This window comes from Brucella tritici, from assembly GCF_008932285.1.
Classification (GTDB): domain Bacteria; phylum Pseudomonadota; class Alphaproteobacteria; order Rhizobiales; family Rhizobiaceae; genus Brucella; species Brucella tritici.
Genome location: NZ_WBVY01000002.1, coordinates 513371 through 530699 on the forward strand (window position 1 = coordinate 513371; position 17329 = coordinate 530699).

A 17329-nucleotide genomic window follows, 5' to 3' on the forward strand; every position below is an offset into this window, starting at 1 on the left:
TGCGGCTCCTCCATATGATTCCAGCTCAACGGATTTGACCCAGATATATCCGATATTTGCGGGAGATGATCTGTTTCTATCGAGTATGATGCTATCAGGCTATTCTTCCGGTGCTTCTTCTGTGCCAGTGACCAGCGGAGGCGTGCAAGCCTCCGGTAACCTGACAGGTAATGTTGGGTTCCATACAGATGGCGGATACTCAGGCGGTGTTGGTAACGGCGGCGGCGGCTCCGGTCTCTATCCGGGCGCAGACGTTAACAGTGATGGATCTGGTGCATCGGAACGGGACTTTGCAACTCATCCGGCGGCTGGAGGCGCGGTGGGGGCTACCAGTATTACCGGAGGTCTAACTGAGATCGATGGTAAAGACGGAGGGGACAGTGTACCGGTGTCAACGGGTGGGAGCGGTGGCGGCGCTGGCGGTGGAGCCGGGGTCTTTCTTTCGGGAACTAATTCTCAGACATATGATGGCTTGACAATCAAAGGCGGTAAGGGCGGTAAGGGCGGAATGCTCACAGGAGGCGCAGCCACAACGCAAATCGGCGGTGGCGGCGGTGGTGGCGCCGGTGCCATTGTTACCGGATCTGGTGCTAGCCTGTTGAATGCCGCCGGCGCTACAATTATTGGAGGCGAAGGCGGCGGCGGCGGTATTAATTACAACGGCTCAGGGATTGTAGGCGGTGGGGGGACTGGCGGTGATGGCGTTGTTGTCAATGATTATGCGTCTTTTACAAATCAGGGCAGTATAGTTGGGGGAGCCGGTGCTGCAAGTACTGAGAATGATAACGGTGGATTTGGTGGCAGTGGTTTAAGACTTGGCACCGGTACTCATGTCGTTAATGCGGGATCGATTGCATCCGGCACGTCGGAACACGCAAATGGACAAGGGGATGCTGTCGATATAGTTGGTAACGATAATATATTTGAAATCTGGTTTGGCTCCAATATAAGCGGCAATGTTGTTGTTGCGCAATATACTTCAGGTAATATCCTTGGCTGGGGCGGTGATACAGATAGCACTTTTGATGTATCCACCATCGGTAACCAATATCTGGGGTTTCAAGGGTATCGCAAGAGCGGTAAAAGCACCTGGACATTGACGGGCTCAGGAACCTTTGACGGCGATATTACAATCGCGGATGGCACGCTGTCTGTTGGCAGCAACGGTAGTCTCGGTGCAGCCACAAACGCGCTGACCCTGACGGGTGGAACACTGCTTCTTACAGGAAACCTTGATAACAATCGTGACGTGCACATGGAAGGCGCGGGTACGATTGATACGAATGGCTACAACAGTACCTTCGGAGGCACTTTTGACGGCGCAGGCAAGCTTACCAAAGCTGGCACCGGAACGCTTATCCTGACCGACAACAACACCTATACCGGTGGAACCGTGATCTCAGCAGGCACACTGCAGATTGGCGATGGTGGCAATACTGGCTTGATTACGGGTGATGTTACCAACAATGGAGCGCTCGTTTTCAATCGCACCGGCACGCTCGACTTCTCGGGGGCGATCAGTGGAACCGGTGGTGTGCAGAAATTGGGCGCAGGGACACTGACGCTTACCGGCACGAGTAGCTATACTGGCGGGACGGAGATTTCTGGTGGCATATTGCAGATTGGCGCCGGTGGTGTGAGCGGCTCGATTGCCGGAGATGTAACGAATGACGGCAAGCTGGTTTTCAATCGCAGCGACATTTATACATTTGGCGACAAAATATCTGGAACTGGCAGTGTCCAGCAAATGGGCGGTGGCACTCTGACGCTTTCGGGCACGAATAGCTATACGGGCGGGACCGAGATTTCCGGCGGCATTCTTTCGGTTAACTCGGATGACAATCTGGGCAAAGCATCGGGTGGTCTGACGTTTAATGGCGGCACGTTGCAGTTGGGCGGCGCTTTCAATAGTACGCGTCTTGTGCACCTGACGGGTGCAGGCACGATCAACACCAATGGCCATTCCGGTACGTTTTCGGGCGGTTTCGATGGAACTGGCAAGCTGACGAAGGCGGGCGCAGGGACGCTGACGCTTTCGGGCACGAATAGCTATACGGGTGGGACGGAGATTTCCGGCGGCATTCTTTCGGTTAACTCGGATGGTAATCTTGGCAATGCATCGGGTGGTCTGACGTTTAATGGCGGCACGTTGCAGTTGGGCGGCGCTTTCAATAGTACGCGTCTTGTGCATCTGACGGGTGCAGGCACGATCAACACCAATGGCAACAACGCGGCCTTCTCCGGCATTTTCGACGGTACGGGCAAGCTGACGAAGGCGGGCAATGGAACATTGACCCTTTCCCATGCCAACACCTATACGGGCGGGACGGAGATTTCCGGCGGCATTCTTTCGGTGAGCACGGATGGCAATCTGGGCGATGCATCGGGTGATCTGACGTTTGATGGCGGCACGCTGCAATTGGACAGTGCTTTCAATAGTGCGCGTCTTGTGCACCTGACGGGTGCAGGCACAATCGACACCCACGGCAACAACGCGGCCTTCTCCGGCATTTTCGACGGTACGGGCAAGCTGACAAAGGCCGGTGATGGCACGCTGACGCTTTCGGGCCAGAACACCTATAGCGGCGGAACCGATATCACCGGTGGCGTCCTGTCCATCAGCGCCGACGACAATCTTGGCGATGGCGGGGCGGTCCTCATCGACAACGGTACGTTGCAGCTGACAGCGGGCATGGCCAGCAGCCGCGGCGTGACGCTTGGAACCAATGGCGGCACGATCGAGACGGCGGCGGCGACGTCGAGTACCTTCTCGGGCGTCATGGATGGGACGGGCCTGTTCACCAAAACGGGTGACGGCACGCTGATCCTGACGGGAGCCAACACCTATACCGGCGGCACGACGATTTCGTCCGGAACGCTGCAGATCGGTGACGGCGGCGGGAGCGGCTCGATCCAGGGTAATGTGGCCAACAATGGCACGCTCGCTTTCAACCGCTCCAACGCTCTCGACTTCTCGGGCGTGATCAGCGGTTCGGGCACGATCAATCAGTTTGGTGCAGGTAGTCTGACCCTATCGGGTGACAGCAGCGCGTTTACCGGCATGACGAATGTGAATGCTGGTGAGCTGGTTGTCAGCGGTAAGCTCGGCAACAATACGTCCACGCTTCAGGTGGCCTCTGGCGCTTCGCTTGCCGGATCGGGAACGATCGGTGGCAACACGACGATTGCAGATGGCGCAACCCTGATCGGGGCGGCGAACCAGATGCTGACCTTCAATGGTAATTTGAGCCTTGGCGCGACATCTGTCGTATCGGTCACCTATGGTTCCAATGCACGGCCTTTCTTTAACGTCCAGGGTGATCTTGCGCTCGGCGGCCAAATCAATGTCACCGATTTCGACAGCAATAGCGCGGGTGTCTATCGTGTGTTCAGCTATGGCGGTGCGCTCAGCGGCACGATCAGTGTGGGCAGCTTGCCTGCTGGCGTCAATCCGGGAGAGGTCAGCGTTCAGACCACAGCAAATGCAGTCAATCTGATCAATGCACATGGTGCTACTCTGAACTTCTGGGATGGCGACAATGGCCATGACAACAGCCAGCTCGACGGCGGCGACGGAACCTGGAACGCGGTCAATGATAACTGGACGGGGGCGGACTACAGCTTGAATGGTCCGTGGGCCACAGGGGGCTTTGCGATCTTTGGCGGCGCCAAAGGCAAGGTTACGGTCGACGACAGCAACGGTGCGGTGTCGGCAGCCGGCATGCAGTTCATGACCGACGGCTATGAGATTATGGGCGCAGCGCTGACACTTGCGCCTTCGGCTGAATCTCCGGATGATATGCCGAGCATCCGGGTGGGTGACGGCAGTCTGGATGATGACAGCAAGAAAGCCACCATCTCTGCCAAGCTTCAAGGTTCGGACGGGATGAACAAAACCGGGCTTGGCACCCTCATTTTGACAGGTGACAACAGCTACACCGGTGGAACGCTTGTTACAGGCGGCAAGCTACAGCTTGGCGACGGTGGTTCAAGCGGCAGTGTGCAGGGGGAGATCAACCTCGGTTCGACGGCTTCCAGCGCTGGCACGCTTGCAATCAAGCGTTCGGGAACCGTCGAGGTCGCCAACGAGATCACCGGAACAGGTCATGTGGAGATTTTGGGAACTGGAACGGTCGATTTGACCGGAAGCAACTCCTATCTTTCCGGTACATTGATTAAAGACGGCAGCACGCTCATCGTCTCTGAAGATGACAATCTGGGCGTTGTCGGCAATGGCGTTGAGCTTGAGAGTGGCTCGACGCTTCGCTTCAAGACGGCTTTCGACAGCGATCATAATTATGTAATGGCTGATGGCGGAGGCAAGATCGAAGCCGCAGGGACCAACACCAACAAGATCACGACCGCCATTACCGGTTCGGGTTCGCTGACCAAGGTTGGTACAGGCACGCTTGTTCTGGCAGGTGACAGCAATTATGCGGGCGGCACAATCGTTTCCGATGGCACTTTGCAGATCGGTGACGGTAACAATAAGGGCCGGGTCGACGGCGCCATCACCAATAATGGTATCGTGGCCTTCAATCGCTCTGACGATGTTGCGATGAGCAATGTCATCTCGGGCACGGGTTCAGTGAAGCAGGTCGGTTCGGGCGTGCTGACGCTTTCGGGCAACAACACCTATTTGGGCGGTACGACTGTGTCGGCCGGCGTCCTGAAGGTGGCAACCGACGGCAATCTGGGTAATGCAGCGGGCGCGCTCACCATCGATGGCGGTACCTTCGGGAACACCGGAGCGATCGCGACCGGACGCTCCGTCACGGTAACGGCGAATGGCGGCACAGTGCAGACCGATGCCGATCTTACACTGACGGGGGCGTTTGACGCATCTGCTGCGACCAGTGGCTGGCACAAGAAGGGTGCGAGCGATCTGATCTTTGACACCAGTGCAACCGGTGATGTCGGCAGCGCCGCTATTGATGCCGGAACAGTCACGGTCAAGGGGAGCATGAACGGTGACTATGCGATCAATTCAGGCGGTATCCTGAATGTTTCCGGCACGCAGAACGGCAATGTCAATGTCAATGATGGCGGGATGCTTACGGGCTCCGGCATCGTAGACCGCAATGTGACGGTGGCTGACAACGGTATTCTGCAGGGGGCGTCCGGAACGACCCTGACCATCAATGGCAATCTTGATCTCAATGCCAACAGCCAGATGAATGTCTCGCTTGGCATGTCCAGCCAGACGGCTCTGTTCGACGTGCACGGCAACCTCACGCTTGCCGGTACGCTGAACATCACGGATGCCGGCGGTTTTGGAGCGGGCTATTATCATCTCATCAGCTATCAGGGCAATCTGACCGACAATACGCTTGTCATTGGCGGTACACCGGCCGGTACCGATCCGAGCCGGATCTGGGTCGACACGTCGGTGGACCATCAGGTCAATCTGGCCAGTGCTACGGGTGTCCGTCTCAATATCTGGGATGGCGGAGATCCTGCCAGCAAAAACAATGGTCGGATCGATGGTGGCGATGGTGATTGGGACGCTGCAAACTTCAATTGGACGGATAATCAGGAGAAGGTGAATGGCAAATACGATCAGGGGTCGTTTGCCGTGTTCATGGGCAAAGCCGGCACTGTTCGTATTGATGACAGCAAGGGAAGTATCTCTGCGGCGGGCCTGCAGTTTGCAACGGACGGCTATCGGCTGACCGGTGCCGCCCTGAACCTCGACAATGCCGACCAATCCATTATTCGTGTGGGTGACGGCAGTGCAGCAGGAAAGGCTATCACTGCGACCATCGAGGTCGAGTTGCAAGGTAGCAAGGGAATCAACAAGACCGATTACGGTACGTTGATCCTGACGGGTGCGAACCACTATACGGGCGGCACGACGGTGACAGGCGGTGTCTTGCAGATCGGCAGTGGCGGCACAACCGGCAGCATCGACGGCAATGTCAACCTCACCGGCGATGCGTATGGCCGTGGTACGCTTGCCTTCGACCGTTCCGACGCGGTGACCTTTGCCGGTAACATCTCCGGCGTGGGTAATGTCGTTCAGAAAGGCGATGGCACAACCACCTTTACTGGTGACAACAGCTATGCCGGCGGTTTGACAGTTGAGAAGGGCAGAGCTCAGGCCGGTGTTGCAGGCCATGCTTTTGGTACGGGCACCCTGAAGGTCAAGGCTGGTGCCAGGGCTGATCTCAATGGGTTCGACACGACGGTTGGCGGTTTGGCTGCCTTCGATGCATCCGGTGCGGCAGGGGATGGCGACATCACACTCGGCTCCGGCAAGCTGACGGTGGAGCAGGGCTTCGACAGCCGTTTCTCTGGTGTGATCTCCGGCACGGGTGACTTTGCCAAGACAGGCTCTGGCGTGCTGACCCTCAGCACTGCCAGTACCTATACAGGTGCGACAGCCATTGATGGCGGGAGCTTGAAGCAGGGCGCAAGCGGTGTCTTCAACGCGTCATCGTCGGGCTACACGGTGGGAGCCAACGGTACTCTGGATCTTGGCGGCTTCGACACGACGCTTGCTTCGCTCAGCAATGCCGGCCTGATCACATCGGGCGTCGATACTGCGGGCACAACGCTGACGGTCGCCGGCAATTATGCGGGCAATGGCGGTACCGTTGTCATCAACACGGTGCTCGGTGACGACAGCTCGAAGACCGATCGGCTGAAGGTTGGCGGGGATACATCCGGTACGACCAATCTGAAAGTGGTTAATCGTGGAGGCATTGGCGGCCAGACGGTCAACGGTATCGAAGTGGTTGATGTCGCCGGTCAGTCGAATGGCACGTTCTCGCTTGTCAGCGATTACACCACCAAGGATGGCCAGAAAGCGGTTGTGGGTGGCGCTTATGCCTATACGCTTCAGCAAGGGCCAGCCAAAGGCAACAAGGACGGCAACTGGTATCTGACCAGTCAGTTGACCAATCCAACCAAACCCGTTGATCCCAATAACCCTGGCAATCCGCGCTATAGCGCTGGCGTTCCGGTCTATCAGGGTTATGCCGAGAACATGCAGGCGCTCAACAAACTGCCGACGCTGCAGGAACGTGTTGGTGACCGCTATTGGACCGGTCGCAACGGCAATGGCCAGACCAATGGCGCCATGGTTGACAATCGTGGCATCTGGGCCCGCATCGAAGGGGCACACAACCGCCTTGAGCCGCAAAGCGTTACGGGGGCAAAGCAGGATATCAACACCTTCATCATGCAGGCAGGTGTCGATGGGCAGTTCTATGAAGACGAGAACGGCCGCCTGATTGCAGGCATTACCGGTCAGTACGGTACGGCGCACGCTCGTTCCAGCGCACTGTCGGGGGATGGTACGACCAGTACCAATGCTTGGAGCCTTGGTGCGACGGCAACCTGGTACGGCAATAATGGCTTCTATGTCGATGCCCAGGGCCAGATGAGCTGGTTCGACAACGACTTGAATTCCGATACTGCCAACGCAGGTCTGGCGAATGACACGAAGGCCTATGGCTATGCGATGAGCGTGGAAGCGGGCCAGAGGGTTGCCATTGATGAGCACTGGTCATTGACCCCGCAGGCACAGCTCATGTGGTCGTCGCTGGATGCCGATGCCTTCCACGATATCTGGGGCAGCCGTGTGCATATGCAAAACGGTGATAGTCTGGTTGGTCGCCTTGGTCTTGCCGCAAGCTATGCCGACAGCTTCACCGGCTCTGACGGTCTGTTGGCCAATACCTCGGTTTATGGTGTTGCCAATCTCTATCAGTCCTTCCTCGGCGGTATGCGCATCAATGTGGCTGGTGTCGATATTGACACCGACAATGATCGCACCTGGGCTGGCATTGGCGCTGGCGGCACCTATTCGTGGGCGGACAACAAGTATGCCGTCTATGGAGAAGGCTCCATCAACACCTCACTCAACCACTTTGCCGACAGTTACGCGCTCAAGGGTACCGTCGGCTTCAAGGTGAAGTGGTAGAGCACAAAGGAAGTATCCTAAGACCCGAGACCCCGGCTGATGCCGGGGCTCTTTCGCGAAAGAGGGGAAGGAACAGGCTGAAGTCGGTCTGTCCTTGCGTGGCAATTCCACAATCCGTTTGGCTGGCTGGACATTGCCTGCGCACCGCGCCGTCGAGCAGCAACAGGACGCAATGTATGATCGCGTTCAGATAAAGCGGCCTACCCCTTCGAACTTTTACCCTTAACCAATCGTTCCATAGGACTGAAAATGAACGACATCGAACATCTCCACCAGTTGATCCTGAACCTTGCCGCGCGTTTGCAGGCAACCGAAGCCATCGCGACCACTGCCATCGCTCTTATCTGCACCATGGATGACAAGAAGGGTGGGGTAAAGGACAGGTTCCTGACGGAAACATTCCCGATGCTCCTGATGAACGCTGCCAATGCACCGTCACAGGCGACGAAACCGGACCTCGACCAATGGCTGCGCCAGCGTGAGCAGGACTTCCTTAATGAGAACCTTCAGAAAATCACCACCCAGATCGAAATGCCGGCTAACCAGACCAAAACCAAAAATACCGTCAATTAAGGTACAAGACGGAAGGAGTGCCATTGCATGAATCCTCGAAAGCAGGGCGGCCAGTTCACAGTCCGCTCCGCTGACCGGTGACGCCAGCACACTTACCGAGGTGTATCAGGAATGAACCATTGAGTTACGCGGTATGGCCGGTGGCAAGGTGAAGGCGTGTTCTTGATGTCGTTCGGACCAGATTTTGCCAGGGGTGCGGCCTTAAGATCGACCAAGCCGAACCACCGGCGCTTCGCTTCTCGATGTGTCTGCCGCAGATATGCTTCATACGCTTTCTTTCGATGCCAAAGAAGTCGTCAAGCTGAAAGCGGGAACGAATCTCAACATCATCGCCACCGCGCTTGAGCTCGGCCAACCGGTCGCCTTCAAAGTCTCGTTCAAAGGCTTCGGCAGCGCACTCAGCCGTATCGCGGAGCTGAAAAATAGGTGTTGATCGAAAACACTCAATCAGAAGTCCAACCCGCCAGATAACTGTAAACGGACAAGATGAAGTCCTCCGTTCATCCTGAACGCGGGATTCAATAAGAACATTGCTGGTCTGGAGACGTCCAATTTGATTTCGGCAATGCTGTCTGTTCGTGTGCAGCAAGAGCAGGTCGCCGATTCAATATGGCAAGATGACTTTTCCCTAAGCGATCACAACTGCCCGCGGCATGCGTCTTTCAGGGTCGTATCTCAATAATATCAAGTCCCCAGACGAAATGTTTGGTTCAACGCCTAGCGTCTTTTTCGCGGGGGCGCCAAAGCGTGCGCGCCGATTCTCTCACCCAAAAACCTGGATATGAAACGTTGCTGTTGCGCTTTGTATTCATGTATGCAAGTATCCTCGCACACATGGGGTGGTGGAGGGCGGTTCATTGTCTTTTTCCGTGAAATCGAATGCAAAGTCACAGGCGCAGCCCGGCGTTGTGCGCGTGGATTTCACTGAATTGATTGGCGCTGCAATCCTGTCCTATAGCGAGCGTGGGCGCATTACCTGCGCGATCACAGGCCATAGGGCTTGATGAGTTCGAGCATTCCTAGTCTCTCTGAAGCGTAATCATTGCACGATCGGCGGGCCTGCGAGCATCTGACGAAGTCGCTGGCCGATCAGTCCGCTTCATCTCCACGGGTAACGTTTGTGCGGGGGCCACACGTCTACCCAGAAGATAACCTTTCCAAAAAACTCAGGAGGAGTAACCGTGAACATTAAGTCTTTGCTTCTATCGTGCGGAGTGCTCGTTGCAGCCAACTCTGCATTTGCGCAATCGAACGAGATTACCATTCAGGTATGGGGCTCGACGTGGGAAAATGGTTTGAAAGCCATTTCGCAGCAGTTCGAGGCTGAAACGGGTATCAAGGTCAATGCTGTAACGCAGTCTTCGTCAGGCGAGGGCCTCGTCAAGCTGCAGGTCGATCGTGACAACCCCGTCGTGGATGTCTGGTTCGCAACCAATACTATTGCGAGTGAGGCGGCGCAGGATCAGAAGCTCTTCGTCAAGATTCCGCGTGACGAGCTGAGTAACCGCGACCAGTTGATCAAGGGGGCGATTGCTGATGATTGGGTCGGTATCTATTACTATCCGATGGGTATCGTTTACAACGTAGACGCCGTACCTGTGCCGCCGACTTCGTGGGAAGATCTCTGGAAGCCGGAGTACAAGGGTCAGATCATCGCCCCTGCTATGTCGATCTATTCCGGCTCGCTTCTCACGGTTGCGAATACTATCAACGGTGGCACTTCGGAGAACTACGATCCGGGGTTCAAGGCGCTTGAGCAGCTTAACAAGAATGTTTCGCTCTATTACACCTCGGACTCTCAGGCCCGACAATCGATCGTGCAAGGTGAGGGGACCATTCTTATCGGTCAAAGTTCACACATGAATGCGGTCGCAGGCGAAGGCATCAAAATGAAGATGATTTCTCCTCGCCCGGCACCGATGTATTTCGATGTCATGATGATGACCAACGGATCGCATCAGGAAGAGGCAGCCAAGTTTATCAACTACATCATCTCGGAGGGGGCCCAGAAAGAGATGCTGGCTCGGGTGAACATGGCTCCGGTTAACCGCAATGTGGAATTGCCGAAGGAACTTGCAGAATCTCTGCCTGCTGACGGTGAAGGTATCGTGATGGATGGCAGTGTAGTCCTGAAGAACATCAGCGACTGGTCTGTCCGGTTTGACCAGATCACGACCCACTGATCCCCTCAGGTGGAAGTTACGCGATAGATCAGGTGGCAAAAGCCACCTGATCCTCTTTGCAAATCAATTTCATCATAGACAGTTGATGGTAGTTCGTTTTGGCTCGCCAGGCTGGCACCAGAGCAGGTTTCGATCTGATTGAATCAGAACGACGCTCTAACTGTTTGTTTTAATGCGCATCTTGTCCGGGAACCGTTTCGCACTTTTCGGGATGCGCTCTAATATCCTTCGAGCCCCCATGACCCCCACCGCCCTGATTGTCTCTGGCAGTCTTCCCGAAGTCATCACAAAGCCGTTGCCAGATATCGCAAAAGCGATTGCGGTCGGCAACGTAAGCTCGGTTGCGCTTACGCAATATTATCTTGAGCGGATCGCGCGATTGAACCCGTCGCTGCAGGCATACATCACGGTTACAGCCGAGACTGCCCTTGCGCAAGCAAGTGCAGCCGACCGGACCCTCGCCGATGGCCGATCCCTCGGGCCATTGCATGGCGTACCGGTTGCGCTCAAGGACTTATGTGAAACGGATTTTACGCCGACGTCCAACGGCATGGCTATCTTTCGTGATCGGCAGACTGGCCGCAATGCAAAGGTCGTCACCAATCTTCTGGCTGCAGGTGCGGTCATTCTTGGCAAATTGGCCATGGCGGAGGGGGCTTGTTCCGCCCACCATCCGGAAATGCCGGTTCCGGTAAACCCATGGGGAACATCGTTCCGTGTCGGTGCGTCTTCGTCGGGATCAGGTGTTGCCGTCGCGGCAGGTCTGGCAGCCGCAGCCATTGGCAGCGACACAGGCGGCTCAATCCGGTTTCCCGCGGCTTATTGTGGGGTGACCGGGCTCAAGCCCAGCCGCGGTTTTGTCAGCACCGAGGGCATCTGCACCATGGCGCCCAGCCTTGATCATCTTGGTCCGATGGCATCCAACGCGGATGGGTGCGCTCTGTTGCTAGAAGCGATGAGCGGGCTCGGCAATACGCTTCCATCCGGCCAAGCACCGGGCCGCCGTTTTGGCTATCTTCCCTACTTACTCAGTGCGCGGCTCGATCCGGAGGTTCGGACGGCCTATTGCCGTCTGCTTGATACAGCCGAGCGGATAGGGCTCGACCTCGTCGCTTGCGCTGTTCCTGACGTCCCTGATCTGCAGGAGACATGGGACTTCATCTGCGCCAAAGAGACCGCGCGCAGCCATGCCGCCAGCTATCCAGCACAACGTAATGCCTATGGTCAGGCACTCGCTACGTTGATCGAAAAGGGATTGAGTCTGTCCGATGAGGATTATGCGGAGGCTCTCAAGCGGTATGCCGAGATTACCGTTCTGTGGAACAAGCTGTTCGATGGCATCGATTGGCTGGCCATGCCTGTACATGCAGTCATTCCGCCCCTGCTTGATAACGCGCTCGGTGCGCCCAACAAGGGCCTCGGCAATCCATTGGAATTCACAGCGCCGGCCAACCTTACTGGTCTGCCCGCCCTTGCTTTTTCCGTAGGTCGCGATCCTCGTGGATGCCCGATTGGCATGCAGATCATGGCTCCCATGCAAGCTGACTTTGCATTGCTGGCGCTGGGTAGTCGCCTTCAGGAAAACGGCCTTTATCCGCTCTCGCTATTCAGCCCAAGGGCGGGCGAGTTCGAGCCGCTGAAATAGAGACCGTTTCGCGTTGGTAACTTTCTCCAGTCTGCGGGACAGTTTTCTGTTGCATAATGAATACACGTATGCTTGTATACAAAAATACAAAATGGGAGGCTCTCTTGAATCTGGCTAGTAGATTTCGCGACGTTTTTGCGGACCGGCTTGACGCAATGCTTGCAGATATCGCCGAACTCGTCGGCATTGAAGCAGGATCCTATGACGTGGAAGGCGTAACGCGAACATCGCATTGGATCGGCGAGCGGTTGCATGCTCAGGGGTTTGAACTTCATTACGAAGAGGTTCCCGAGCGCGGCAATCGCCTGTTGGCGGTTCGAAAAGGGCAGGGCAAGGGCCGATTGATGATCCTCGGCCACGCCGATACCGTTTGGCCACGCGGCACGCTGGAGAACTGGCCCTTTGAAATCAGGGGTGAGTTTGCAACAGGGCCTGGCGTTGGTGACATGCGTGGCGGACTTGTATTGGCTATCAATGCCATCGATGTTGCTTCAAAGGCCGGACTGGCCGAATTTGAAGAGATCAAGTTCCTAGTCGTCAGCGATGAAGAACTGGGAAGCCCGCTCTCGCGCGGCTGGATCGAAGGGCATGCGAAGACTTCGGATTGGGTTCTGACTCTCGAACCCGGTCGCCCAGGAGGTGGTTATTTTACCTCCCGCGGTGCCGTGGGTGCCTTCTTCATTGAAGCGGCCGGGCAGACCGCGCACGCGGCGGCCAACTATCTCAAGGGTGTTTCTGCGGTTCGTCCGCTCGCAATCCTTGTGCCACAGATCGAGGCTCTGACGGATCTCGAAAATGGTGCCATCGTGAATGTTGGTGTGTTCCAAGGTGGTGATGCGAGGCAGGTCATACCTGGTCATGCAAAACTCCATGTCGATATGCGTGCCCGCACGCCTGAAGCGGCTGCAAGGTTGCAGAAGGAAGTTGAGAGACTGATTTCCGAGGTCGCGACGGATCGCGTTTCGGTGGTTCTAAAAGGTGGTTGGACGCGGCCTGCATGGGCCAGAACGGCTGAAACGCAAGCGCTTTACGCGATCGTTGCTAAGGCTTCCGAGGAAATCGGCGCGCCCTGCTTTGAATTAACCAATATTTCGGGTGGATCCGACGCCAGCTTCTGTGGCGCGCTCGGGGTGCCGACGATCGACGGATTGGGCCCCATCTGCAATGACATCTGCTCACGCGACGAAACTATTGTCGTTGATAGTCTCGTGGGTCGAGGCGCGGTGTTTTCGACGCTGATTGCCACGCTCTCCGGGAGCGGGAACGACGGGATCAAGGGATAAGGCGCAAACAAGCCTTCAGGGGGCTGGCAGCCAGTGGGTGATCGCGGCATAACTAGAGCGAGTCAATGAGTATATGGAGACGAGAAATCATGGATGCCAATGGAATTGACGATCTGGGAGGTCGTCGACTGGCTGCAGTGAGCTCGGCAGATGCCGTCTATGAACTGTTGCGGTCGCTTATTCTTGACGGACGGATCGAGGCGGGCCAGCGTCTGCGGGAAGTGGAGCTGGCTCAGAAGCTGGGCGTAAGCCGCACGCCGCTGCGCGAAGCCTTCACGCGTCTCGTCTCCAACCGGCTTCTTGAACGCACATCTTCTGGCGTGGTTGTTGCGGACGTGCTGTCGGCCCTCAAAGGCATCCGTGCAATCCGGATCGCGCTTGAAGGCTACGCAACGAAACTCGCGGTACCCCATCTGAATGAGAACGACTTCAAGGTTCTTGAGGCTTCAATCGAATTGGCGCTGACCCTCCCAGAAGAGGCCCGTACCGAGCGCGTGCGCAACAACAACGTATTCCATTGGAGGATCTATAACGCTTGCGGCGTGCCGGAACTCCAGAATGCGATCGAAAACTATGCCGGCTTTTTCATGAGCGAAGCCAGTCTCGCGGCTCTCAGTCAAGCCCAGTCGCAGGAAGTGATCCAGGATCACATCAAGCTTCTTGAGGCGATCAAAGCGCGGGAAGCAGACAAGGCTGAGCAATTGATGAGAACTCATCTGATCCGTGGTTTCAATCAGACAGCGGAATAACAATGAAGGACGGTGCTCATTCCCGGATCGTATATGCTGTGCCTGTTGGAATGAGTCCAGACGAAGGCTAGCGCGCCTCCAATCTGCAAATACAAACCAGAACGACTATTCAGGCGTTCGGCTCAGGTCGAACGCGCCTTCCCCCATTATTCTTTGACGGAACCGCAACCATGGAACATCTGCAGAGCAGCACGTTGCAACTCAGGAATCTGACCAAGCGGTACAGCTCCTTCGAGGCAGTGAGCAATCTTGACCTGGAGGTGCCACGTGGATCGCTCTTGACGCTTCTGGGACCATCCGGTTGCGGCAAAAGTACTGTTCTGCGAATGATTGCCGGCTTTCTCAACGTGACATCCGGTGAGATTGTCGTCGATGGCAAGGACATCAGCGGAGTTGAGCCGAACTTTCGCGATATCGGTATGGTTTTCCAGAATTATGCCCTCTTTCCCCATATGACCGTCGAATCCAACATTGCGTTCGGTCTTAAGATGCGCGGTGTTTCAAAGGAAGAGCAGGCCACGCGTGTACGTGACGTACTCGAGATGGTCCGGCTGTCCCATCTCGCGGATCGTTATCCGAGCCAGTTGTCAGGCGGTCAGCAGCAGCGCGTCGCTCTTGCTCGTGCCGTCGTCATTCGGCCCAAGCTCCTGCTTCTCGATGAGCCACTTGGCGCGCTCGACCGGCATCTTCGCGAAGGGCTGCAGTCCGAGCTGCGCGAGCTTCAGCAGAAGCTGGGCATCACATCGATCCTGGTGACGCACGACCAGGATGAAGCTCTCTATCTTTCCGACTATATCGCCGTCATGAACCAGGGCCGCATCGAGCAGCTTGATACCCCGATAGCACTCTATGATAGGCCCAAGAGCGAATTCGTTGCCCGTTTTCTCGGCGTGGCCAATATCTTTGATGCGAAGGTCGCCGTGGTCAACGGCGGTGGGGCAACTTTGTCGCTCGCTGGACAGCATATCGTTGTCAATGACGCTGGTGGGCAATTCGCAGGCGCTGATTGCAAGATTTCGATCCGTTCTTCCCATATTGAGGTTGTTGGTGCTGAAGATCTGCGAGAAGGGCTTGCTGGAACCGTCAAGACCACGCACGAGCTTGGCGAGCGAGTAGTCTATCGCGTTGAGGTCAACGGCCTTGATATCGATGCGAACGCTCCGCGAAACAACAATCGCGCCCGATATACCGCCGGGCAGCCAGTCAAGCTGGTGCTCGATCCGATTCATACAATTATGTTGGGGGCATGATGGAGGCGAATAACAACCGCGCCAAATATCTGATTACGCCCGCGCTGATTATCGGCCTGCTTATAGTTGCGGCGTATAGCTATTTTGGTCTCTCGAGCTTCTTCCTGAAAGGCCCGCCGGGGACGCAGTTTGCCGGGGAGGTTACACTCAACAATTACTGGCGTGTATTGTTCACGGGGGCCAATCAGTCGATCCTGTTCAGCACGCTCTGGGCGTCTCTTGTGATGTCGGTAATTACCGTCGCAATAGCCGTGCCGATGGCCATGGTAATCGTGCGTTCCAAGCGGGAATGGGTCGGGACACTGATTATGCTCGCTATCGCAGTTACCTTCCTCTCCGGTGGCGTAACGCGCGCATATTCCTGGCTTGTGCTTCTTGGAAACCGGGGACTGATAAACCTGAGCCTGATCGAACTCGGTATCGTCTCCAAGCCGATCCAGTTTCTCTACAACTGGTCGGGTGTTGGCATCGCCATTACCCACTACCTGCTGCCGTTCGCGGTCTTTACGCTGATCGGTGTCGTCCAGAACCTGAACATTTCGGTCGAGGAAGCGGCGCGCAGCCTTGGCGCCAGCCGCACGACCACATTCTGGCGCATTACCATGCCGATCCTCTTGCCGGGCCTCTTGGTTACGCTGGTTCTCGTCTATTCAATTGCGCTGGCCTCGTTCCTTTTCCCAATGGTTTTGGGCGGCGGGAAGGTCAGGATGGTCGCAAACCAGATCTATGATCGCATGTTTACCGAATATGACGTTCCCTACGCCGCTGCAACGGCTGTGGTATTCCTCATCAGCGCGTTCGCTTCGATCTGGCTGATCAACCTCGTCGCCAAGAAAATTAAGAAGGCCGTTTCGTGATGTTTAGGCGTGATCTTGAAGCGAAATTTGGCGTCGTCGTAATTGCTCTGGCGTTAATCGCGGTCGTTTTCCTGCTGCTGCCGGTGGTGTTTGTCGTGCTTCATTCGTTCAGCCCTACGCGCTATTTCCAGTGGCCACCTTCCGGGTTCACACTTCAGTGGCATGAGAATTTTTATAATTCGTCCATGTTCATGGACGCCGCGAAGAATTCGTTCACGATGGCCCTGATCGTCATGCCGTTGAGCCTGCTGATCGGGATTCCCGCGAGCTACGCGCTGGTTCGTGCTGAATTCAAAGGCAAAGGGCTGATCCAGCAAATCATCCTGTCGCCACTGATCATTCCGGGTGTTGTAACTGGTGTCTCGCTCCTCTCGCTGCTGTCGGCAGGTGGCGTCCGTATTGGTCTTTTTGGTCTTTGCCTGGGCATATTGGTCTTCACGCTACCCTTCGCCATTCGTGCACTTTCAGCCAATCTCCTTGGCCTCGATCCACGGATCGAAGAGGCGGCACGCAATCTTGGTGCCGGTCCTTTCCGTACCTTCTTCGTCATTGTCCTGCCGCAATTGAAGTCGGGCATTCTGGCAGCGTCGGTGTTCATCTTCGTTGAGGCACTCGACAATTTTTCGATCGCCGTGTTCCTCACCAATGATCGGACCAAGGTACTGCCTGTGGCAGCCTATCAATACATCAAGGATTTTGACGATCCGACCGTGGCTGCCATGGCAACGGCACTGATCGTTCTCTCGGTGATCGCGGTCGCGCTGCTTGAAAAACTCATGGGCTTCCAAAAGAGCTTGAGGCTGTAGTGAGAGGCCTTTTGGCGCGTTCTTGAAAATCAATGGCCCCAGAGGCCGGAAAGCTG

General features: G+C 56.1%; 10 protein-coding genes and 1 pseudogene. All 11 read left to right on the forward strand.

The genetic code is table 11. The features are described from left to right. Positions 1–121: 121 nt before the first annotated feature. The 11 genes and pseudogenes from F9K94_RS07830 (at position 122) to F9K94_RS07875 (ending at position 17273) form a co-directional block, all read left to right on the forward strand. A complete protein-coding gene (locus F9K94_RS07830; RefSeq protein ID WP_235920591.1) occupies positions 122–7927 on the forward strand; it encodes an autotransporter-associated beta strand repeat-containing protein in 7806 nt (2601 codons plus the stop codon). A 249-nt stretch (positions 7928–8176) separates the two neighbouring features. Next, entirely contained in the window at positions 8177–8500 is a 324-nt protein-coding gene (locus F9K94_RS07835) for a hypothetical protein (RefSeq protein WP_151644701.1), read from the forward strand. A 31-nt stretch (positions 8501–8531) separates the two neighbouring features. After that, a pseudogene (locus tag F9K94_RS07840) lies at positions 8532–8933 on the forward strand (invasion associated locus B family protein). Positions 8934–9357: 424 nt separating this feature from the next. Continuing rightward, positions 9358–9504 carry a hypothetical protein gene (locus tag F9K94_RS24400; protein ID WP_155723822.1) on the forward strand — a complete coding sequence of 49 codons (147 nt, stop codon included), beginning with the start codon at positions 9358–9360 and terminating at the stop codon, positions 9502–9504. 177 nt (positions 9505–9681) lie between these two features. Further along, positions 9682–10683 carry an ABC transporter substrate-binding protein gene (locus tag F9K94_RS07845; RefSeq protein ID WP_192799465.1) on the forward strand — a complete coding sequence of 334 codons (1002 nt, stop codon included), beginning with the start codon at positions 9682–9684 and terminating at the stop codon, positions 10681–10683. A 238-nt stretch (positions 10684–10921) separates the two neighbouring features. Further along, positions 10922–12328 carry an amidase gene (locus F9K94_RS07850; RefSeq protein ID WP_192799466.1) on the forward strand — a complete coding sequence of 469 codons (1407 nt, stop codon included), beginning with the start codon at positions 10922–10924 and terminating at the stop codon, positions 12326–12328. Positions 12329–12432: 104 nt separating this feature from the next. Further along, positions 12433–13611 (forward strand): M20/M25/M40 family metallo-hydrolase, encoded by a 1179-nt coding sequence (locus F9K94_RS07855; protein WP_192799467.1) that lies wholly within the window; start codon positions 12433–12435, stop codon positions 13609–13611. An 89-nt stretch (positions 13612–13700) separates the two neighbouring features. After that, entirely contained in the window at positions 13701–14360 is a 660-nt protein-coding gene (locus F9K94_RS07860; protein ID WP_192799468.1) for a GntR family transcriptional regulator, read from the forward strand. 170 nt (positions 14361–14530) lie between these two features. Beyond that, on the forward strand, positions 14531–15610 hold the full coding sequence (locus F9K94_RS07865; RefSeq protein WP_192799469.1) for an ABC transporter ATP-binding protein: 1080 nt from the start codon (positions 14531–14533) through the stop codon (positions 15608–15610). Then, positions 15607–16467 carry an ABC transporter permease gene (locus tag F9K94_RS07870; RefSeq protein WP_151644711.1) on the forward strand — a complete coding sequence of 287 codons (861 nt, stop codon included), beginning with the start codon at positions 15607–15609 and terminating at the stop codon, positions 16465–16467. The genes F9K94_RS07865 and F9K94_RS07870 overlap by 4 nt, the downstream gene beginning before the upstream one ends. After that, a complete protein-coding gene (locus F9K94_RS07875; RefSeq protein WP_151644713.1) occupies positions 16467–17273 on the forward strand; it encodes an ABC transporter permease in 807 nt (268 codons plus the stop codon). The genes F9K94_RS07870 and F9K94_RS07875 overlap by 1 nt, the downstream gene beginning before the upstream one ends. Positions 17274–17329: the final 56 nt, after the last annotated feature.

Bases quoted from the DNA above. Each gene is read 5' to 3' on its own strand.
- F9K94_RS07835 (WP_151644701.1), top strand. From the start codon at position 8,177: ATGAACGACATCGAACATCTCCACCAGTTGATCCTGAACCTTGCCGCG.
- F9K94_RS07850 (WP_192799466.1), top strand. From the start codon at position 10,922: ATGACCCCCACCGCCCTGATTGTCTCTGGCAGTCTTCCCGAAGTCATC.
- F9K94_RS07860 (WP_192799468.1), top strand. From the start codon at position 13,701: ATGGATGCCAATGGAATTGACGATCTGGGAGGTCGTCGACTGGCTGCA.
- F9K94_RS07865 (WP_192799469.1), top strand. From the start codon at position 14,531: ATGGAACATCTGCAGAGCAGCACGTTGCAACTCAGGAATCTGACCAAG.
- F9K94_RS07870 (WP_151644711.1), top strand. From the start codon at position 15,607: ATGATGGAGGCGAATAACAACCGCGCCAAATATCTGATTACGCCCGCG.
- F9K94_RS07875 (WP_151644713.1), top strand. From the start codon at position 16,467: ATGTTTAGGCGTGATCTTGAAGCGAAATTTGGCGTCGTCGTAATTGCT.